Origin of the sequence: Alteromonas antoniana (assembly GCF_019249295.1) — a bacterium.
Lineage (GTDB): Bacteria > Pseudomonadota > Gammaproteobacteria > Enterobacterales > Alteromonadaceae > Alteromonas > Alteromonas antoniana.
On the sequence record NZ_JAESDH010000014.1, the window covers coordinates 114,115 to 135,871 of the forward strand.

Here is a 21,757-nt window from a genome sequence, read left to right on the forward strand (position 1 = left end):
AATCCGTTGTGCGCCTCATCCTGTGCGGTTAATGAAAGAAATACTGAGGTTTTTCTATTGCGCAAAAGGCGCGCGCATCACTGTGGATTGGTATATGCGTTATCCATGCCTGTCATCGGGCCTGCGCAGACACAACCTTCAACAGGTCGCTGTCTTGTTAAGCATATGGTGCGTTAAATTTGTCCGCCCGTGGATGAAAAGTAAGTACCCGCTTAGCGATGCTGGAGTGTTGAACGGGGCTCTGCGTATATTAATTGCTATATCTACGTATAAAACCCATTACTGTAAGCGCGCAAAAATCGGACTATCGTTACGCTGTCTTAAAATCACACAGCGAATTGCTTTACTAAGTAGGCTTAAAAGTTATGTTCCGTTCCTTTGTTGTCATCGCAGAAATTATTGTCCTTTCGATCGTTCTCCGATCGTCTTTTGTGCAATATATGTTTACGGATGCACAAAATACCGTTTCAAACTGGCTGGTTGCCATTGCTGAAATTCCGGATAAAGCTGAGCTGGCCAAACTTAATGAAAAGGTGTCGCCTAACTTTCAGGCAATGCGTCCTTATCAGAAAGCGTACCTTGATGAAGTTATGCAAAGCCGTACCGGCGTAAATCATTTTTACGATCTTTACTGCATGAAAGGCGATAAAAACCCGTATATTTCCGGTGCGTCGCTCCGTTACTTCTGTACCTCAATTCAACAAACACAGCTTCTTGACGTGGCGATGAACCGTTCAGGTTGAATTCAGTAACAATATATATACTTACATAGGTAAGAAAGCCGCGCTGCGTGCCTTTACGTACAGGCGGTAATGAACCTGAGACAGGGGGTATATATGAAATATCGTTCAGCCTTTTCCGCCATCCTTCTGGCGGGTTTGTCGGCACCCGTCTGGTCTGCCGCAGAAGTAGAAGTGAAATGGGAAGATCCGGACTCCTACACTGACGTGAAGCCCGCAAATGAGTCGCGAGGCGGATTTCAAAAACGCACGTTTAACGCCCTTGAAGAATACTTTGCAGAACTTGCAGAGTCTCTGCCTGATGGGCAAACGTGGTCTGTCACCGTGACTAATTTAGACCTTGCCGGGCAGGTATGGCCAAGCAGTTTCGTTGGCTTTGGAAGTTCAGCCGGAACGGATATTCGACTTATTAAAGAGATAGACATTCCACGTATCGCATTCAGCTATACGTTGACAGATGCGTCAGGTGCAACCATCAAAAGCGCAGACGTCAAGCTTAAAGACATGGGATTCATGGATGGCCTTGCCCGAAAACGTCACCGCGATAACCTGGCATACGAAAAAGAAATGATCCGCGAATGGTTTAATGAAGAAATGACCGACGTGGTTGTAAAACAATAGGCCCAGCGCGGCTGTCAGATTTCTTTACACAATGTGTAATATAAAAAACGTGCCGGAAAATCAAAAGTTGTTTGATTTTCCGGTTTTTTTTGCGCGATCCTTTGTGTTTTTAGTGTCGGAAAAATTAACACGGAATCCCAAGTTGATATAATGTTAAGTGCTTGATTTTAAAGTGATATAAAAATAATTGTTGATTAAGTGGTCAAGGTAAGATTACTGTCATAAAGGACTGTTACATTTTCAGTCCTTTTGTGCATTGCAGTTTAATGTGCAGGATACGCAACAAAACCAAAAATAGGGATCCACATGACATTACGCTACCCAGCGTTGTTAGCTGCGATGTTCTCTACATCTGCACTAGCGACAGATATTTTTATTAACGAAATTCACTATGACAACGCCAGCACGGATAGCGGCGAATTTATTGAAGTGGTTGCCCCACAGGGAACGGACTTATCGGCTTACAGTGTTGTTCTTTACAATGGCAACAATGGTAACAGCTACAACACGCTGGCATTTTCTACGCCGACAAGTACCGAGGGCGGAAAAGACATCTACGATTTTTCGCTTCCATCGAACGGTATTCAAAACGGAAGCCCGGATGGGCTGGCGCTTATCGCCGATGATGGCTCGGTTGTTCAGTTTCTTAGCTATGAAGGCACGTTCATCGCAAACGACGGTGCCGCAACAGGCACAGAAAGCACCGACATTGGCGTAAGCGAGACCAGTTCCACGCCAGTAGGCGCTTCTCTTCAACTGGCCGGTCAGGGCACGGTATACACAGATTTCACGTGGGTGGTTCGCGAAACCAACACTCAGGGGGCCATTAACGAAGAACAGACATTCAGTCTGCCTCAGCCCTTTATCAATGAAATTCACTATGACAATGATGGCGGTGACACCGGCGAATTTATTGAAGTGGCAGGTCAGGCCGGTCTGGACTTAACCGGTTATACGCTAGTGCTTTATAACGGCAATGGCGGTAGTTCTTATGACACCGTGGTACTAAGCGGTGTGATCCCGGATGCTGACAACGGCTATGGCGTCATTGCCTTCGCACAATCAGGTATTCAGAACGGCGGACCAGATGGCCTTGCACTGGTGGATCCGCTGGGTGTGGTCGTGCAGTTTTTAAGCTATGAAGGCAGCTTTACCGCAGTAGGTGGTCCGGCTGACGGCATGGTCAGTGAAGATATTGGCGTTGCAGAATCCGGCAGTACACCGGTGGGCTACTCTTTGCAGTTGGCTGGTACAGGCACCGCTTACAGTCAGTTCAGCTGGCAAACGCCGATGACAGACACCTTTGACGCAGTCAATACGGGTCAGTCGTTTGGCTCTGGTGATGATGGCGGCGATGACGGTGGCAACAATGGCGGCGGTGATGACGGCGATAATAACGGCGGTGGCGATACCGGCGATATCACCGGATTATTTATCAACGAATTCCATTATGACAATGTGAGTACTGATACCGGTGAAATGGTAGAAATTGCTGGTCCCGCAGGAACCGATTTATCGGCAGTTACAGTTGTGCTGTATAACGGTAATGGCGGTGGTGCTTATGAGACTCTGACATTCTCAGGTTCGATCCCGGATCAGCAAAACGGTTTTGGTACCGTCTTCGCATCGGCTGGAAGCCTGCAAAATGGCAACGACGCCATTGCACTGGTAGTCGGCGATACTGTGGTGGAATTTATCAGCTACGAAGGTGAGGTCGAAGCGACTGAAGGACCGGCTGCAGGCATGACCAGTGTCGATCTCAGCGTGTCAGAAACCAGCAGTACGCCGGTAGGCTACTCATTGCAGAAAGTCGGTAGTGGCAACAAGGTCTGCTCTTTCGTATGGACAGACCCTTCCCCGGAGAGCCCCGGAAACATTAACACTAACCAGACTTTTACGGTTGAAGATGATGCCATCTGTAGCGGTGACGACAACGGACTGGTACTCGGCCAGTGTGGTGATGACGCCACCTTCATCAGTCAGGTGCAGGGCGCAGGCTATGTGACGCCGTTTAACAGTCAGGACGTTATCATCGAAGGTGTGGTTAGTGCCGTATTCCCGGCATTGAATGGATTCTACATTCAGGAAGAGGCCGCTGACTACGATGCCAACGACAATACATCTGAAGGTGTGTTTGTGTATACCGGTACCAGTGATATGGCGGTGTCTGAAGGTCGGGTTGTCAGATTGTCTGGTAGTGCTGGCGAGTTTAATGATGTCACTCAGGTATCTCTGGACTCAGAAGTACTGGATTGTGGTGCGGGTTCAGTGACTCCGGTTGTCCTGTCACTGCCAGTTGACCAGTACAGTGATTTTGAGTCGCTCGAAGGCATGCTGGTGGAAAGTGGCGAAACCTGGACTATCAGCGGTAACTTTAACTACTTCAGTTATAACGAGCTTATCGTATCAAACGGCAGACTGTACAACCCCACGCAGTTGTATCTGCCAGGCACTGAAGAGCAAATCGCAGCCAGCGATGAATATACCCGCAACCATATTATCGTGGATGATGATGCCAACGGTTTTGTCTATGACGCCAACACCGACAGCGGCGACTGGTTGCTGCCTGTGGACGGATTGAGTCCTTACAATCCGGTGCGGGCTGGCGATGAAATCAGCAACGTTACCGGTGTAGTGGGCTATGGGTTCGGCGAATACCGTATCTATACCGTTACCGAGCCTCAACTGGCCCGGGTAAACGTTCGTGAAGACCTCATTGTTGAAGACGGAAACCTCCGTGTAGCCAGCTTTAACGTGCTGAACCTGTTCAATGGTGACGGCAACGGCGGTGGATTCCCAACCGAACGTGGCGCTGATACCTACTCAGAATATGAGCGACAGCTTGCCAAAATTATCAATGCACTGGATGACATGAATGCGGATGTATTAGGTCTGATAGAAGTGGAGAACGATGGTTTCGGCGAAGACAGCACGCTTGCGCAGCTGGTTGACGAATTAAACGCCGCTTTTGGGCCTGATACCTATGCGTATATTGATGTCTCTGGCAACGACGAAAGCGGGCTGTTAGGAACTGACGCCATTATGTCAGCGATCATCTATCGTCCTTCTGTAGTTACCCCGGTAGGTGCACCGAAGGTCCTGATGGAAGCGAATGCGATTACCGACGAGTACGGCTCGCTGTTCCGCGACCGCGGAACCCGTCCTTCTGTTGCGCAGCTGTTTAAGCACGCGCAATCAGAGCGTGAGTTTGTGTTCAACGTGAACCACCTGCGTTCAAAAGGCAGCTCCTGTAATAAGTACGGCATTCCTAATGATGACAGCGTGGTACAGGGAAACTGTAACCTTACCCGGACGCGCGCTGCGACAGCGGTGTCGGTATGGCTGGAAGATAACTATGCGAACGTACCTGTAGTGATTGTTGGTGACCTGAATGCTTACGCTAAAGAAGATCCTATCACTGAGTTTGAATCCTTCGGCTACATCAACACGGTTGCGGCTCAGCATGGCAATGAAGCGTACAGCTATTCGTTTGATGCACAGGCCGGCACGCTGGATTACCTGTTGGTCAATGCCGGTTTGAATAAATACCTGGTTGACGTGCAGGAATGGAATATCAATACCGACGAGGTTAGCGGGTTTGATTACAACGAAGAATATAAGCCTGAAAGTTGGCTGAACACACTGCCATATCGCGCTTCAGATCATGATCCGGTTGTGGGCAGCTTCCAGCTGACACTGCTGGGTGATCGTGATGGCGATTTTGATGTTGACCAGAACGACATTAAAGACTTTATGCGTGCCGTGGTGCGCGGACAGGTTACCGATATGGAATATGACTTCAGTGGTGACGGCAGGATCACTGCACGTGATGTAGCCTACTACCGTCGTCTGTGTACCGTTCGCGGTTGTCGCGTTCAGTAAGTATTGCTTAAGGAATTAAATTATGAAGACGTTATTTTTTGCCTTGCTGGCATGTGTTTCACTGAATGCGAATGCGGCGTTGATCCAGTTTTCACTTTCAGATGATGAGATTAATGTAGGTGAATCAACCATACTGGACGTATCGGTCATTCTGGGTGACAACGAGTCGTTTGACGGTTTCACTATGGAAGTGCTGTACGACTTTTTCAGCCTGGAAAGTGTCAATATCATTAATCCTTTCTTATCAAATCCTGACGTGTTTTTTGACGGTTTTGAAGGCTATGTTCTGATGAGCGGGGATGCAGCTCTGTCTTTCACTGGAGAACAGTCACTGTTCTCTATTGAATTTCTGGCGCTGTCTGCTGGCGTGTTCGATTTAGAGCTGGCGATATATGACTTCTTTGATGATGTTGGGGACGCAGCAAACCCTCAATTTATCGATATTGATGTGATTAACGCACCAAGCGCAACGTTGACAGTAAACGCCGTACCCGCGCCGCAAACCGCAGCACTTATGCTGCTGGCTGTTGCCGGATTAATGGTGTCGAGACGCAGGTCGTAACGTTTTTTCGTGCTTACTAAAAAGCCCCGCGTTTGCGGGGCTTTTTTATATGTAGCAGACAGCCTGCAGTAACCTGTCTATAGCAGGTTAAAGATAATCAAACTCGCTGCCACTCACTGCCAGTACTTTTTCTGCACCAGACTGGAACGCAACTTTATGCGCATCACGACGAGGCAGAATGCGCGCTTCGTAAAATGCGCTGCACTTGGCTTTCGACTCGGCCAGCGTAGCATTGTCACCGCGTTTCGCGGCATCAGCCATGCTGTACCAGAGCACGCCAAGCAGAGAGTAAGCGGTATAGGCCAGATAATCACAGGCTGCAGCCGCAACATCTTCCGGCGACATACCCAGACAATCGGCAGATGCCGCACGCCAGTCATCCAGTAATGCTTGTGCGCGGGACTGACTTTCTTTGTCATCCATTGCACTGACAAACTCGCCAAAGGCGTTGTATGTGGCTTCCAGCATGTTGCCGCCGTCGCGGGTTAGCTTACGACCAATCAAATCCAGCGCCTGAATACCGTTGGTACCTTCGTAGAGCTGCGCAATTCGCACATCGCGCATCAACTGCTCCATTCCCCATTCGCGTATGTAACCATGACCGCCAAATACCTGAATACCCAGGTTGGTCACTTCCAGGCCCATATCTGTCATAAAGGCTTTGCACACAGGAGTCAGAAACTGAAGGACTTTATTGGCTTCACGTTTCGCGTCGTCATCGCCGTTCTTTTCGATGTCCATGTACTTTGCATACATCATGGACATGGCGCGACAGCCTTCTGTCAGTGTTTTCTGGGTAAGCAGCATACGTGCAACATCAGGCTGAAACACGATGGCATCTGCTTTTTCGTCCGGCTGCTGAACGCCCTGCGGAGCACGTGATTGCAGACGTTCTCTTGCATAGGTCAGGGCACCCTGAAACGATGCCTCTGCTGCGCCCAGTCCCTGAAGTCCCACCTGAAAACGCGCATCGTTCATCATGGTAAACATGCAAGCCAGGCCCTGATTCGGCTCTCCAACCAGCCAGCCTTTGGCTCCATCGTAATTCATCACACAGGTTGGGCTCGCCTTGATACCCATTTTGTGTTCAATACTGCCAACCGATAACGCATTTCTTTCACCGGGCTCGTTGTTGTCATCCAGCAGAAACTTGGGCACCAGAAACAGGCTTATTCCTTTTACCCCTTTCGGCGCATCTGGCAAACGTGCCAGCACCATGTGAATAACGTTGGACGTCCAGTCATGGTCGCCGCCGGTGATGAAGATTTTATTCCCGGTAATGGAGTAGCTACCATCGTCCTGCGGCTCAGCTTTCGTTGACAGCAGCGCCAGATCGGTACCGGCGTGAGGCTCGGTCAGGTTCATGGTGCCAGTCCACTCGCCGGTCACCATTTTTGACAGGTATTTGTCTTTTAACTCATCGGTAGCATGGCGGGTAACCGCCAGTACGGCGCTTTCGGTAAGCATGGTGGTCAGACGCCAGCTCAGGTTGGCCGAATTCAGCATTTCATGTACCGGAACCGCCATGGTGTATGGCAGCCCCTGACCTTCATACTCTACCGGGCCCAACATGGCGTTCCAGCCATTGGCAACGTATTCCTGATAGGCAGCAGCGAAACCTTCCGGTGTGCTCACGTTCCCATCTTTCAGAGTACAACCCTGCTCATCGCCTTCGCGATTAAGCGGTGCTACCACATCGGTCGCGAACTTAGCGCCCTGCGCCACGACTTCGTTTGCCAGCTCGGCATCGAAGTCTTCCATGCCGAGGCTGGAATAATGATTTTCTAACCCTAACCAGTCTTTCATAAGAAACTGAAAATCGGCCATGGGAGCCTGGTACTGAGGCATAACACACTCCTTTCAAACAGGTGTTTAAATTTTTACTCATTATACGCATTTTCCCTCATAAAAGAGTAGTCTGTTTGTCCCTTCCTACCCAAAATCCTGCGTTACTTGCCTTGCTTTTCCCTTTATCATTGGCATGCTTACGCAATTGGATTTTTTGAAAAAGGTTTGCCATGAGTGACTTAGCGCGAATTTGCGTTGTAACCGGAGGCAGTGTTGGTATCGGTTTTGCGGTATGTAAAAAGTTTGCCGCTGAAGGCTATCAGGTAGTGAATCTGGATATTCAGGCGCCGCAGGAAGCCTGTGATGGTGTGACACATCTGCAGTGTGATGTGACGTCAAAAGCGCAGGTGGACAGCGCGATCAAAAGCGTGAGTGAGCAACACGGAAGACTGGATGCGCTGGTTTCCAACGCGGGCATTCACGTTTCCGCAACCATTGAAGAGACCGATGAAACGCTCTTGGATAAGGTTTTCGCTATCAATGTAAAAGGCGCGTACTTCGCCATCAGTGCCGCGCTACCTGCGATGAAAGCGCAGAAGCAGGGTGCGATAGTGCTGATGTCGTCGGATCAGGCGCTGATTGGTAAACGTAACTCGTTTGCTTACAACCTTTCAAAGTCAGCGTTAGCATCAATGGCTAAAACTACGGCGCTGGATTATGCCTCCTACCACATCCGGGCAAACGCAGTATGTCCGGGTACCATTGAAACGCCTTTGTTTCATAACGCCATTGATAACTACGTCGCCTCTTCGGGAGCCAATAAAGACGACATCGTAAAGGACGAAGCAGCGCAGCAGCCGTTAGGGCGGCTAGGTACGCCGGAAGAGGTCGCCGAACTGGTTTATTTTCTGGCCAGTGACAAAGCGGGCTTTATTACCGGCAGTCTGCACAGTATTGATGGCGGCTACACCGCGCAATAGTATCCGCACGACGCGGAAGCGGCCATGAATTATGAAAATTATTGATCCACACCTGCATTTATTCTCACTGACCAAAGGACGGTATGACTGGCTGATGCCTGAAAACGCTCCCCACTGGTCAGAAAAAGCAGCAATTTATCGCGATGTGTCAGAACATGAGCTTCGCCAGGTAAGTCTGGCAGGTTATGTCCATATTGAAGCGGGATTTGATAACGCCAGACCATGGCGCGAAGTGAACTGGTTGCAGGGATCCTGCCGCTTACCGGTGCGGTTTATTGGTGGAATAAACCTGACTTCGAACGATTTTTTTACTCAGCTGGATGCGTTAACGGCAAATTCTGAGGTGGTTGGGGTACGAGACATTCTGGATGAGCGCGCTGCAACACTGCTGCAGTTACCCGTTGTCAGGCATCGGCTTGGTGTACTGGCCAACCGCAAGCTGATTTTTGAAGCCCAGTTGTCCCTGACTGACAGCCGCGCCGTCGCGCAACTGGAACGCGTGCTTTCGCATTATCCGGACCTGAAGCTGGTGATTAATCATGGCGGCTTTCCCCCGATGTCGTCGCAGGGAATGAATTACCAGATGCGACAGTGGGAACAGTCTGTTAAACGCCTTAGTGTCTACCCGCACGTCGCGGTGAAATTATCCGGTTGGGAAATGATGTCTGAGACCATCGATTGGGGCAGGGTTTCGCAGGTTATCAGTACGACTTTGCGTTATTTCGGAACAAATCGCGTCATGATGGCGAGTAACTTTCCGTTGATTACGTTCAGGCTCCCTTACGCACACTACTGGCAACGCATACCGGCACACATACCGCAGGCGTCTCGCGACGCGTTGCTATATGCCAATGCGTCGCGAATTTATCGTTTTTGAGTCATCAAGTCGGGCAATCCGCCCGACTGCATCACTACTGAACAAAGATAAATGGGCTCTCGGGAATACCGCTAAGCGCGTTATTTCAGCGACGTGATTGTCATATGCGGTGAACGGTATACCACATCATCGTTCAGCTCGATGCCTATTCCCGGGGTATCCGGTGCCTCGATAAAGCCGTTCACCGGCTGAGGGTCCTGAATACACAGTTCGCGGTTCCAGTCTTTAATCGCATAGGTATGATGCTCATGGATCAGGAAATTAGGGATGGCTGTTTCTAAGTGCAGGCTGGCAGCCGTCGCCACCGGGCCCCCGCATACGTGAGCCTGGATGCGCACATCATACACGTCAGCATAATCGCAAACCTTTTTGGTTTCTGTGAAACCACCGCACAGTCCAACATCAGGTTGTAATACATCCACCGACTGGTCTTCCAGATAAGGACGTACACCCCAGCGGTTATACAGGCGCTCGCCGCCGGCAATGGGCACATTCACACGACGCGCAACTTTGTCGTGAACTTTGGCGTTAAGGTAATTCACTGGCTCTTCGTAATACAGGCAGCCGATTTCCTCAACAATATCGCCCAGCTGAATCGCGGTGCTTGCGCCTAATAAGCTGTGACATTCAAAGATTATGTCGCCATCTTCTCCCATTGTGTCGCGAATAGCCTGTAACCGAGCTTTAAACAGTTTGAGCTCTGGCTTGGTGAATAGCTTCGTGCGGTCGTAATGGGTAACGCCGTCTTTGTCATAGACGATAGGGTCAACTTTTACTGCGTCGTAACCATCTTTCAGTGCTTTTTCTGTCGCGCGCGCGTAATCTGCAGGATCGTTAAGCTTAGTGACCTCTTTGTCCCAGTCAAATTGCAACTGACTGGCATAACAGCGCAGTTTGCCGTTAGTCTTCCCGCCCAGCAGTTCGTAAACCGGCACATTCAGTGCTTTACCGCGAATGTCCCACAATGCGGTATCAATCGCACTCATGGCCGCATAGATCACCGGGCCGCCACCCAGCCCCCAGAAACTCTCGCGCAACATGCGAGCCCACAGCCCTTCAGTGTTAAACGGGTTCCAGCCAATCAGCATGGCTTCAGCAATTTCTTTTATCATGTGTGCTGCTGCACTGTGACCCAAATCATAAGCCAGTCCGGCTTCACCTACGCCGGTAATGCCCTCGTCGGTATAAACGCGGACAAATACCGGGTTCCACGCAGGTCGCTTGGGACATTCGATATCGAAGATCTCTACTTTAGTGATTTTCATTGTTGTTCCTGAATTCATTATATTAAGGTGCGGTCAGACACGCGTGTTTAGCGCAGCGTGCGGTTATTCACAAAAGCCGGGATCGAGACGATACGCTTTGCGCAACATCGCCGGCCAGGCTTTCTGCCCACCGGTCTGCCCTGAATGAACGACTTTTGCCTGATCGTAAATACCATCAACAATGGTATGTGGTATCTCAATGACGTCCTCGTTGGACTGCATCAGTGCAACCTGAATCTCACAGGCACGCTGTAAATCGTAAAACCGCATGAAAGCATCACCGATAGTGGGGCCAATTGTCAGGCCGCCATGATTCGGTAGCAGCATGTGATTGGTATCGCCTAAATCGTTTTGCAAACGCTTTCGTTCGCTGTCATCCACGGCGAGACCTTCGTAACCGTGATAGCTTAATGACGGCAGTGAGAACATGGCATACTGACTCCATGGCTTCAGGCCACCTGTCGATGACGCCACGGCTATCGTGGCCAGCGTATGCAGATGAATAACGCATTTGGCATCTTCACGAACTTCATGAATTGCGCTGTGAATGGTAAACCCGGCCGGGTTTATACCGAATTCCGAGCCGTCCAGCACGTTGCCTTCAAGATCGACTTTCACCAGGTTAGAGGCGGTTACCTCTTCAAACGCCAGGCCGAACGCATTCACCAGATAATGCTGGGTTCCCGGTACTTTGGCCGAAATATGAGTGTAAATCAGGTCGCCCCAGCGCATGTCCGCGACTAACCGGTAACAGGCAGCCAGATCTATCCGTGTCTGCCATTCTTCATCAGTTACCTGACCTTTCAGGCTTCTGCTTTTAAGTTCGAACAAGCGAGGTCTCCGCGAAATTGAGTGCTACAGCAAAGGTAAACAGCCCTAGAAATTAACAGAGCCACGCAGTAGCAACAAGCCATACAATGGAATAATTCATAACGCTTTGGTTTCAGACTGCCCAGTTGATGGGGGGGCTGCGGTTGAAGGCTGCCCCATTGCCACGAAGCCGTCCCGCAGCGGGATCAAATCGCTGGCAAAGCGTAAATCATCGTGCTCCAGCTCGAAGGGGTTGATTTTATGCAGTGAGGTGACTTCGAGTCTGGCCCAGTCTGGCGGATTGAAGGTGTCAGGCAGTGCGCCTGCGTTTGCCTGTTCGTGACAAGCGAACAACAGCATGCCATTAGGCGTTCGCCCGAGCGGCTCGCCTACCAGTACATTGAAGCCGGTTTCTTCCCAGGTTTCCCGGTGGGCTGCACAGGCCAGTGATTCACCATGTTGTTTACCCCCACCAGGCATATCCAGCTTACCCGACAGGCGATGGCGTATCAGAAGGAGCTTGTCACCCGTGCGGATGAGACATGCGGCATTCTCTTCGCTGCCGGCGTAATCAGACGTTGTGCGACACATGGGCGGCGCAGGCGCGTCGCTGCTGCATCCCATAATCGTTAAAACTGCGAAAATTACTGATAAGCGAAACACGTCAATCATGAGAAGTCAGTACACTAAGCACATAATTACAATCCCTCTTGGGAACAGCAAAAACGATAACAAGCAGGAGCCGACCTGCGATTGGCGCGGTCAGTAATGAGACAGCAAAATATCATGCTGATATGAATAAACATACCACGAGCCGCCCACAAACTGATAGGAATGGATAATGTCGCGTAAATCAATTTTTTCTCCGCTGGTGCTGGCCGTGGTCGTATTGGCAGGGTTTCTGGCGTACCTCTTCATCCCACAGGATGAGGTTGCGGAAACCCGGCAGGGCAGGGCTACCCCTGTAAAAGCCGAGCCGGTGAAACGCCAGCCTTTCCCGGTAACCATTGAGGCGCTGGGGACAGCGAATGCGAACGAATCCGTCACGCTGACAGCGCAGGAAGCGGACATTGTCAGTGAAGTCATGTTTGAAGACGGGGAAACGGTAGAAGCCGGACAATTACTCATTCAGTTAAATAATGAAGAAGAGCTTGCCCGCATTGAAGAACTGGAAGCGAATATTGAGGAAGCCCGCCGACAGTTAGATCGTGTACAGAATCTCCGTGCTTCCAGTGCCGCGTCTGAACAACTTTTTGATGAGCAACAGGCCCGTGTGAAGGCGCTTCGGGCGCAGCTGGATGTGGCCAAAGCACAACTAAGAAACCTGCAGGTTCGTGCGCCATTTGCTGGCCTTCTCGGTATACGCGCGGTAAGTAAAGGCTCACTAATTCGCCCTGCCGACGTGATCACTACGCTGGATGATACCAGTGTGATGAAAGTAGATTTCAGCGTCGCCGAAAATCACCTCGCCAGTCTGGCGCCAGGGCAGCGGATCACCGCCAGTTCGGTGGCCTACCCCGGTGCATCCTTCGACGGCACTATCAGCACTATCGATTCACGGGTAGATCCGATCAGCCGTTCTGTGTTGGTACGAGCAATTATCGACAATGAAGACGGACGTCTGCGACCCGGTATGCTATTGCAGATTACCGTAGAAAAGCGCGTGCTGGATGCGCTGGTGGTGCCTGAAAAAGCACTGGTGCCGGTGCAGAATAAACAATTTGTGTTTGTGGTAGACGGTGAGGCTGTGCGGGAAACCGAAGTTACCCTTGGGGAGCGCAAGCCCGGAATGGTTCAGATTATCGAGGGTGTTTCGGAAGGAGACCTTGTGGTCACAGAGGGGACGTTGCGGGTGCGCGATGGCTCGAAAGTGAACGTGCTGAATGCCGGCAAAGAGGGCTAGGCCATGTGGTTATCCGACGTTTCTGTTAAGCGCCCGGTTTTTGCTACGGTAATTAACCTGCTACTGGTGATATTTGGTGTGGTGGCGGTCAGCATGCTGTCACTGCGCGAATACCCGGACATTGACCCGCCTATTGTCAGTATCAACACTCAGTACCCCGGTGCGTCAGCCAATATTGTGGAAACCCGCATTACCCAGTTGATTGAGGATCGCATCTCCGGCATTGAGGGAATAAAAAATATTACCTCGACGAGCCGTAACGGGCGTTCCGATATCACTATCGAGTTCAAGCTGAGCCGCGATATCGACGCTGCTGCCAATGATGTACGTGAACGCGTCAGCCGGGCATTAAACAATTTACCCGATCAGGCTGAGCCGCCGGAAGTGGCTAAAGCGAACTCGGATGAAAATGTCGTGGTGTGGTACAACCTGCGCAGCACCAATCTGGATACTATGGAGCTTACCGACTACGCAGAGCGCTTCCTGGTAGACAGACTGTCAATAGTTGAAGGCGTAGCCCGCGTTAGGCTGGGTGGCGGTCGTACTTATGCTATGAAAGTTTTCCTGGACCGCAACGCGATGGCGGCAAGGGGGATCACCGTCACGGATGTCGAGCAGGTTATTCGCTCTGAAAACGTCGAATTACCCGCCGGCGAAGTGGAATCTGTCGACCGCAACTTTGAAGTGAGAGTGGCCCGCAGCTTCCTGACACCAGATGACTTTTCAGAGCTGGCCGTAGCGGTAGGACAGGACGGCTATCTGGTTCGTCTGGGCGAAGTGGCCAGGGTAGAGCTGGCAGCAGAGGATGATGAAACCGAGTTTCGCGGCGATGGCGTGAATATGATTGGTCTGGGCATCGTAAAGCAGTCCAAGGCCAATACGCTGGAGGTTGCACGTTCTGCCAGAGAGCAAATCGCTTCTATCGAAGCCTCACTCCCGGATAATATTTTCATTGTTCCCAGCTACGACTCTTCTGTCTTTATTGAAGAATCGATAAGTGAAGTGTACAACACGCTTGGTATTGCCATGCTGATGGTGGTGATTGTGATCTACCTCTTTTTGGGGAATATCCGTGCGACGCTAATCCCGGCGGTAACCGTTCCGGTGTCCCTGATAGCAGCTTTTATGGTGATGTACTCGCTGGATTTCTCAATCAACCTGCTGACGTTGCTGGCGATGGTTTTGGCTATTGGTCTGGTCGTCGACGATGCCATCGTCGTACTGGAAAATATCTATCGTCGTATAGAGATGGGCGAGCCACCACTTCTGGCATCCTATCGCGGGGCGAAGGAAGTGGGCTTTGCGGTTATTGCCACGACGCTGGTACTGATTTCCGTATTCGTTCCACTTATCTTTCTTGAGGGCAATATTGGCCGGCTGTTTACTGAGTTTGCACTTGCTATCGCGGCGGCCGTCGCTTTCTCAAGCTTCACTGCACTGACGCTGTCACCCATGATGAGCTCGCTGCTGCTGAAAAAACGCAGCCGGTCATCGGGTTTCGGCGCGTGGATGGACAATCGCTTTGGGCGACTGGAATCGTCTTATTACAACACGCTGGGCAAAACGCTGCACCAGCCCTTCCTGATGGCTGTGTTGCTAGTGGTCGCCCTTGGCCTGATATACCAGCTTTCAAGTCGCATCCCCAGCGAGTTTGTACCGCGCGAAGACAGAGGAAATTTCTTTATTCTGATGAACGCGCAGGAAGGGGCCAGCTTTGAAAGCAATGCCGCTAACTTAAAGAAAATTGAAGATATCCTGATGCCATACCGTGAGGACGGCACGATTGGGCGCTTGCTGGTCCGTACACCTGGTTTCGGTGGGAATGCCGGCATTGCTATTGTTGGCGCCGCGCCATGGGACGAGCGTGATTACAGCACCTTTGAGCTGATGGATGAAATCAGTGCAAAGCTAAACAATGTACCTGATGTCCGCGCGTTTGCCATTATGCGAAGCGGCATCAGCGGTGGCTTCGGACGTCCGGTAGAGTTTGTGTTGCAGGGTGACACTTACGAAAATCTTGTGGCCTGGCGCGATACGGTCATGGAGGTTGCCTCAGAAAATGAAAACCTCATTCAGCTCGACTCGGATTATAAGGAAACCTTTCCACAGCTACTGATAAACATTGACCGCGATCGTGCCGCCGATTTAGGTGTGTCGATTACGGATATTGGTCGTACGCTGGAAGTGATGTTGGGGCAACGGCGGGTATCGACATTTCTGGACCGGGGGGAAGAGTATTACGTCATCATGGAAGGCATTGAGTCGGATTACCGCAGCCCCAGCAGTATTGATAATCTGTATGTTCGTTCACAGCGAACCGGTGAGCTTATCCCCATGGATAACCTGCTTACGTTTACCGAGCAGGCAACGTCTTCCCGCCTGAATCGCTACAACCGGATGCGCTCGATTACTATTTCGGCCAATCTGGCTGAAGGCTATACCGTAGGTGAAGCGTTGGCATATCTGGAAAATATTGTGCGTACCGAACTGCCAGACACGGTGTCTATAGACTATAAAGGCGAATCACAGCTATACCAGGAAGCCGGTAACTCGTTTGTGTTTGTATTTATACTCGCACTGGCGGTGACGTATCTGATTCTGGCGGCCCAGTTCGAAAGCTGGATCCATCCGCTGGTGATCATGCTCACCGTGCCTCTGGCGCTGGTGGGGGCGTTTATCGGACTGTACTTAAGCGGCATGACCATCAACATTTACAGCCAGATAGGGCTGGTTATGCTGATAGGACTGGCGGCGAAAAACGGGATCCTGATTGTGGAGTTTGCCAACCAGCTCCGCGATGCCGGTATTGAGTTTGAAGAAGCTTTGCGCAGAGCGGCACGTCAGCGTTTGCGCCCTATTGTGATGACCGGCTTTACTACGGTGTTCAGCGCATTGCCGCTGGTTCTGGCAACAGGCCCGGGCGCAGAAAGCCGAATGGTTATTGGTATGGTGATTTTTGCAGGTGTGCTGTTGTCGGCCTTTATGACGCTGTTCGTTGTGCCCACGGCCTATGCCTGGCTGGCCCGCCATACCGGCTCGCCACTCAAACGCACGCAGGACCTTGAACAACTGGATGCGCAGATTCCCTATAAAAAAGGTGAAGCAGAGTAGAAAAAGGCGGAGATATAAAAAAGCCCCCGATAATCGGCTGACCAATTATCGGGGGCTTTTTTGTCTCCAGAACAAAGCGCTCCGCAAGCCAGTCAAAACGTAAAGCAGGCGAGGAGCGTTTTGGTCGGTCGCGAAGGCAATTACTCGTCCATCACCTGTGCTTCTGTTGTAATGCGAATATCGACCGAATCGCTGACATTTGGTACGTATTTGTCCAGACCGAAATCTGAGCGCTGGATCTCAGTGTGTGCGTCAAACCCGATGGTTTCATTTTTGGTCATCGGGTGTGTGCCTTTTTTGTTTAACTTGGCATTGAACATGACGTTTTTGGTGACGCCATGAATGGTCAGGTTGCCGTACACTTCGTAGTTATTGTTATCTTTTCCAATAACACGCGTGCTCTCAAATGTGGCCATAGGGTACATGTCGACATTGAAATAGTCTTTGCCAAGAAACTCATTGGTCAGCTTTTCTACATAAGTATCTACCGTGTTGACCGGGAGAGTGACTGAGATGCTGGAGTTTTCCGGCATTTCATAATCAAAATCAATGGTTCCCTCAACGTCATGGAACGTCGCTGTTGGATTAGAAAACCCAAAATGGCTCCATGATGCAATTACGCTGGTATGGTCAGGGTCAATAGTATAGACATCGCTGGTTGCAAAGGTAGGGGCTGCAAATAGTCCCGCAAACGCGGCTGCTGTCAGCAGTGAGGTTTTATTCCTGGTCATGCTTTTTCCTTACTTGGTTTAATCAGAGGTGTCGTGCTGAAAGACGGCATTTCGGAACAGCACGTTACATGTAGACACCCTTTTTAAGCATAACGGGGAGGTTTGGTTCAGTGTTTCTCAGAATTGTCTGATAACTCATTGAGAGGAATGGCCGGCGGCTACCGTTGCCAGAACGATGGTTATCGTAACGCCAGTATCCATTCCGGTATCCAGGTGCAAAAGAGGATAAGCAGCACGCTCCAACACAGCAGTACCCCAGCACGATAAAGACTGATACCGCGCACAGAGATAAGCGTACGGGTAACGTCATTTGGCCAGACGAGGCTGAGGATCCACCCAAAGCAAACGGTGACGGCAAATCCAATCGCATTCCACCAAAACCAGAACAACGGGCTATCAAACAACCAGAGCCCGACGTTTACCGCCACACCAAGCGCAAGCCCGGTATTCGCAGCGCGGGGTGAGACAGACGAGGAGTGTATGCCCAAAAGAAATATAGCCAGCACGGGGCCGTAGAAGACCGATCCTATTTTGTTAATGGCTTCGATGACAGTGGGGGCGATATCGCCGGCATACAGCGACAGCATCAGCGTCACAATGCCCCAGCCGATGCCGGCCAGACGCGCGTGTTTAAGATATTGTGCGTTATCAGGCCGGCGCTGTCTCCAGCGCCCGATGTCTTCCACTGTCACCGCCGCCAGACTATTAATGGCGGAGCTTAAAGATGACATTGCTGCGGCAAGAATAGCCACGACGAGAATGCCAACGACGCCAGAAGGGAGGTACTCAATGATAAAGACCGGCATCATCCAGTCAGGCTCTCCTTGTGGGACTTGCTGCATTAGCGACGGCGTGTTGAGAAACAACGTGCCGATGACCAGACCTGCTCCACAATAAAGTAACGTGATCGGGAAACGCAAAAACGCGACCGCCATCATCATTTTGCGAAGGTCAGAGACCGAGCGGCTTGATAATGAACGCTGCGCTTCTGACTGGTCACAGCCGTAATATGATGCGTATAAAATAAGTCCACCAAATAACATCGGCAGTAGCCCGAAATCATTCCCGGATGTACCAAAACTCGTTGGGTTTGTCGCCAGCAGACGGTTACCATCGACTTGCGATAACATTTGTTGCCACCCGCCGATAGCGTCAAGTCCTGCCCACAGGCATACCGCAGCACCGGCCACGATCAATATCATCTGGATAGCATCACCATAGACCACCGCTTTCATTCCACCCATCGCAGAGTAGATAAGCGTGATCACACCGATAATGGCAATGGAATGCCATTGCGCAATACCCATGGTGCCCTGAAGAATAAGAGATATGGCGTAAATCATGATGGCGGTGGCAAAGGAGCGGCTGATTTGAAAAACCGCGCTGATTAGTAATCGGGTAGAACGTGAAAAGCGTTGCTCAAGGTAGTCGTAAACACTCACCACGCCAGCGGCATGCAGAGTGGGCAACAATCGCCAAAGCATCACAATCACAGCAACAGGCAAGGCCAGTTCGTAGGATAACCAGATTAAGCCGCCGCCTTCGCGTAAGCCAACAAACGCCGGGGCAGAGATAAAGCTGATAGCAGAGAGCTGGGTTGCCATCACTGAGAGGGTGAGAGCAGGCCAGGCCAGAGTCCGACCACCCAAAAAGTAATCCTTTTTATCTTTTTGCTGACGAAAAGCCAGCCCCAGAATTAGCAAACCGGTAAGATATAGCCCGACAATGATGTAGTCCAACGTACTCACGACATGCTCCTTGTGTCAGGCGACGATAAAAGAAAAATGACTCACAGCAGGTCAGAATATAGATATCCGCCTGAATCCGTGTGTTCATTTAGTATGCAGAACTCTGGAGGGAATAAAAAGCCCCGGTTCGTCTGAGAGAATAAAAGTGGATGAGGTGTGCCACACCTGTTTGCTAGTACAAGTAATCTCGATCACTGAGACAGCAGTACTACTTATAGACATATCCAACGGCGTATACAGTAAATTGGCCGGGAATATGATAATTAACTTTTGCTGACTTCATCACCGCAGAGTCAGCCAGTGTCAGGAGCGTAGTTTGGCCAGCCAGCATGATGCAAATTCGTTTACTCAGCTTCCCAGAGAAGCCTGGTGGGAAATCGTGCGCCGGGTCTATGGCAAGATAGAACAGCACAATTTGTCTCTTATCTCTGCGGGCGTCGCGTTTTATTTCCTCTTGGCGATATTTCCGTTACTCGCCGGAACCGTGTCGCTGTATGGGTTGATATTTTCCACCGAAGACCTGCAATCACACTTTCTGACGCTGCTGAATGTAGTACCTCCGGAGAGCCGGGGAATACTGGAAAAGCAAATGGAAAGTCTGATGGACAAGTCAAATGTCACGCTTAGCTGGGGCGTGCTATTCAGCTTATTGCTAACGGTGTGGAGCTCCAGTAAAGGGGCCAATGCGCTGATCACGGCCTGTAATATTACCTATTACGAATCCCGTAACCGGGGTTTTTTCAAGGCGTTGCTGGCACGCATCTGGTTTACCTGTAGTGGCATTGGTGTCGTCATCATTGCGCTGCTGACCATGACGGTACTGCCAAAATGGATTAGCTGGCTTACAGGGTATGAAATTAGTGATGACTCTGTGAAGTGGATCACGTGGCCAGCGTTGGTGCTGATATTTAATGTAACATTGGCTGCCCTCTACCGCTATGGTCCACACCGGGCTCCAGCAAAGTGGCGATGGGTAACGCCGGGGTCGTTTATGGCGACAATATTCTGGCTATTGGCTACCTATGCGTTTTCCCTATACCTGCATTCGTTCGACACTTACGACAGAACCTACGGCTCGGTGGGCGGTATCATCGTGTTACTGATGTGGCTGTTTATCAGCGCGTTTATTATTTTGCTTGGGGCGGAGCTTAACTCTGCTATCGAATTGCAGACCACAGAAGACAGCACAACAGGCTCACCCAAACCCATGGGAGAGCGGGGCGCTTATGTGGCAGACAATACACCCGAGGCGCTTAAGGGAAAGCGGCTTGGTGCCAGCAAGCAAGAAGATGGCGATTCGGGACCAATAAACGATGATGGCAGGCCACAGCAGTAAGCGACGCAGATAAAACGACGGTTTATTGCGTCCCAGATGGGACTGCCTTAGAGGCCTTTATTTTCCCTAACGCCACCTCGACGTCTTCTTTTGCATAATTTTCAACCCGGGAAGAGAGCCACGAAAGCGCTTCCTCATACGCTCTTGATTTGGCGGAGTCCGCCGAAACTTTGATGTGCGGTGTCACGCCTTTTCCTTCCCAATTAGTGTTTGTAATTGGATTAACGGCCATGGCGGTTGGGATCCCAACGTCAAAATTATCGCTGGTGGGAAAATATTGCCAGGGATTTGCTCCGCCTCGGGTCACCTCACCTACCAGCGTAGCGCGTTTCAGGTGTTTGAGGTTGTAGGCGAATTCCTCTGCTGCCGAAAAGGTATTTTCACTGGTTAACAGGTAAAGTGGTGTGGCAGCCAGCCAGGACGGCACTTCATCCATGGTCCAGAATTCTGTCATGTTGTCTGAATCGCGGTGATAAAAACTGTTGAGATGGGTTCGCTTATCCAGCAAAAAGCTCGAAAAAAAGCGGACCATATCCGGACTGCCTCCGCCATTCTCACGAAGATCTATGATGACTACATCACTGTCTTTTACCAATGTCACCGCAGCGTCAGCCAGCGCCCGGGTTGTTGGGGTGAGTTCAGCAAAGGCGCGCAGGTTGATATAGCCGACGTTTCCTGCCAGATTTTCTACAGCAGCGAAACCATAGTTCTGGCGAGCGACTTTTTGCGTCCAAGGCTCTTTTCCGCTTGCGCTAACTTCAGGCGCATTTGGATCGCGCCAGCGTACTGTGAAGTGTTTGTCGAAGACATGAAGTTGTTCAGTGAGCGCTTCAGAGAACTCCCGTTTATTCTGGATTTGGTTGAAGCTCTTTGACTTCGCAAACGTCTCCAGAGCGTTGTTTATTGCTGACAGCGAGGACTCCAGCACATAATGCTCGTTAATTCTGGCTATTATTTCATCCAGCTGTTCACGCTTCTGACGTTCAGATATCGACGCAGAAAAAGCCGCGTTCGTCATTGATAACATCAACATTAACGTCAAGAATATGTGCTTCAAAACCTGTTCCTTTCTGAATTACCAACCAAAGCGTGGCAAAGTGTCAGGCTATGCTAAATCAGATAAATGCGATAAAGCGTAAAATGTTGTTAGCAAGTGTGTCGAAGACAAGCTGGTGATACAGGGTGTTGCCCGAAATGGAACTCTGCAAAAGCACGACGCGCTTGATAAGCCGGAACAGCGCATCTGCGCCACAGCAGGACGATGACGGTTTCGGTAGAAATCTGGTGATTTGCTCGGGGGACAGATACAAAAAAGCCGGCGTTCCTGCCTGTCTCTTGATCACAAGTCAGCCTCCAGAGACCTGGCAATGTCGTAACCCTCAAGGATGGTTTGCAACTTAAAC

At 50.6% G+C, this 21,757-nt stretch carries 16 protein-coding genes; 9 read left to right on the top strand and 7 right to left on the bottom strand.

Features of this window, described 5'->3' with window-relative positions; all coding sequences use genetic code 11:
• The first annotated feature begins 440 nt into the window (after nt 1–440).
• The 4 genes from JKP77_RS13040 to JKP77_RS13055 all read left to right on the top strand — a co-directional run bounded on the left by JKP77_RS13040 (nt 441) and on the right by JKP77_RS13055 (nt 5,805).
• On the top strand, nt 441–743 hold the full coding sequence (locus tag JKP77_RS13040) for a hypothetical protein (protein WP_218311674.1): 303 nt from the start codon (nt 441–443) through the stop codon (nt 741–743).
• Between the two features lie 93 nt (nt 744–836).
• Nucleotides 837–1,361, top strand: a complete 525-nt coding sequence (locus JKP77_RS13045) for a DUF3016 domain-containing protein (protein ID WP_218311675.1) — start codon at nt 837–839, stop codon at nt 1,359–1,361.
• 306 nt (nt 1,362–1,667) lie between these two features.
• Nucleotides 1,668–5,243 carry an ExeM/NucH family extracellular endonuclease gene (locus tag JKP77_RS13050; protein WP_218311676.1) on the top strand — a complete coding sequence of 1,192 codons (3,576 nt, stop codon included), beginning with the start codon at nt 1,668–1,670 and terminating at the stop codon, nt 5,241–5,243.
• 22 nt (nt 5,244–5,265) lie between these two features.
• On the top strand, nt 5,266–5,805 hold the full coding sequence (locus JKP77_RS13055) for a hypothetical protein (RefSeq protein WP_218311677.1): 540 nt from the start codon (nt 5,266–5,268) through the stop codon (nt 5,803–5,805).
• Between the two features lie 87 nt (nt 5,806–5,892).
• On the opposite strand, the gene JKP77_RS13060 is transcribed toward JKP77_RS13055, so the two are convergent.
• Nucleotides 5,893–7,653: an acyl-CoA dehydrogenase family protein gene (locus JKP77_RS13060; protein WP_218311678.1), complete on the bottom strand. Its 1,761-nt coding sequence runs from the start codon at nt 7,651–7,653 to the stop codon at nt 5,893–5,895.
• Between the two features lie 170 nt (nt 7,654–7,823).
• Between JKP77_RS13060 and JKP77_RS13065 the strand changes: the two genes are divergently transcribed.
• Nucleotides 7,824–8,573 carry an SDR family NAD(P)-dependent oxidoreductase gene (locus JKP77_RS13065; protein WP_218311679.1) on the top strand — a complete coding sequence of 250 codons (750 nt, stop codon included), beginning with the start codon at nt 7,824–7,826 and terminating at the stop codon, nt 8,571–8,573.
• Between the two features lie 31 nt (nt 8,574–8,604).
• Entirely contained in the window at nt 8,605–9,450 is an 846-nt protein-coding gene (locus JKP77_RS13070) for an amidohydrolase family protein (protein WP_218311680.1), read from the top strand.
• Between the two features lie 80 nt (nt 9,451–9,530).
• Here JKP77_RS13070 and JKP77_RS13075 read toward each other — a convergent pair whose 3' ends face one another.
• The 3 genes from JKP77_RS13075 to JKP77_RS13085 form a co-directional block, all read right to left on the bottom strand.
• The gene (locus tag JKP77_RS13075; protein ID WP_218311681.1) at nt 9,531–10,715 is read right to left on the bottom strand and encodes a mandelate racemase/muconate lactonizing enzyme family protein; all 1,185 of its coding nucleotides are present in this window, start codon (nt 10,713–10,715) and stop codon (nt 9,531–9,533) included.
• Between the two features lie 63 nt (nt 10,716–10,778).
• Entirely contained in the window at nt 10,779–11,546 is a 768-nt protein-coding gene (locus tag JKP77_RS13080; protein WP_218311682.1) for a class II aldolase/adducin family protein, read from the bottom strand.
• A gap of 96 nt (nt 11,547–11,642) precedes the next feature.
• Nucleotides 11,643–12,197 (bottom strand): NUDIX hydrolase, encoded by a 555-nt coding sequence (locus JKP77_RS13085; RefSeq protein ID WP_218311683.1) that lies wholly within the window; start codon nt 12,195–12,197, stop codon nt 11,643–11,645.
• A gap of 169 nt (nt 12,198–12,366) precedes the next feature.
• On the opposite strand from JKP77_RS13085, the gene JKP77_RS13090 reads away from it, so the two are divergent.
• Nucleotides 12,367–13,428, top strand: coding sequence for an efflux RND transporter periplasmic adaptor subunit (locus JKP77_RS13090; protein WP_218311684.1), 1,062 nt, complete (start codon nt 12,367–12,369; stop codon nt 13,426–13,428).
• A gap of 3 nt (nt 13,429–13,431) precedes the next feature.
• Nucleotides 13,432–16,539 (top strand): efflux RND transporter permease subunit, encoded by a 3,108-nt coding sequence (locus JKP77_RS13095; protein ID WP_218311685.1) that lies wholly within the window; start codon nt 13,432–13,434, stop codon nt 16,537–16,539.
• Nucleotides 16,540–16,679: 140 nt separating this feature from the next.
• Here JKP77_RS13095 and JKP77_RS13100 read toward each other — a convergent pair whose 3' ends face one another.
• A complete protein-coding gene (locus JKP77_RS13100) occupies nt 16,680–17,270 on the bottom strand; it encodes a YceI family protein (protein ID WP_218311686.1) in 591 nt (196 codons plus the stop codon).
• A 179-nt stretch (nt 17,271–17,449) separates the two neighbouring features.
• The gene (locus tag JKP77_RS13105) at nt 17,450–19,018 is read right to left on the bottom strand and encodes a sodium:solute symporter family transporter (protein WP_218311687.1); all 1,569 of its coding nucleotides are present in this window, start codon (nt 19,016–19,018) and stop codon (nt 17,450–17,452) included.
• 316 nt (nt 19,019–19,334) lie between these two features.
• Between JKP77_RS13105 and JKP77_RS13110 the strand changes: the two genes are divergently transcribed.
• Nucleotides 19,335–20,354: a YihY/virulence factor BrkB family protein gene (locus JKP77_RS13110; RefSeq protein ID WP_218311688.1), complete on the top strand. Its 1,020-nt coding sequence runs from the start codon at nt 19,335–19,337 to the stop codon at nt 20,352–20,354.
• A 22-nt stretch (nt 20,355–20,376) separates the two neighbouring features.
• Here JKP77_RS13110 and JKP77_RS13115 read toward each other — a convergent pair whose 3' ends face one another.
• Entirely contained in the window at nt 20,377–21,411 is a 1,035-nt protein-coding gene (locus JKP77_RS13115; RefSeq protein WP_218311689.1) for a S41 family peptidase, read from the bottom strand.
• Nucleotides 21,412–21,757: the final 346 nt, after the last annotated feature.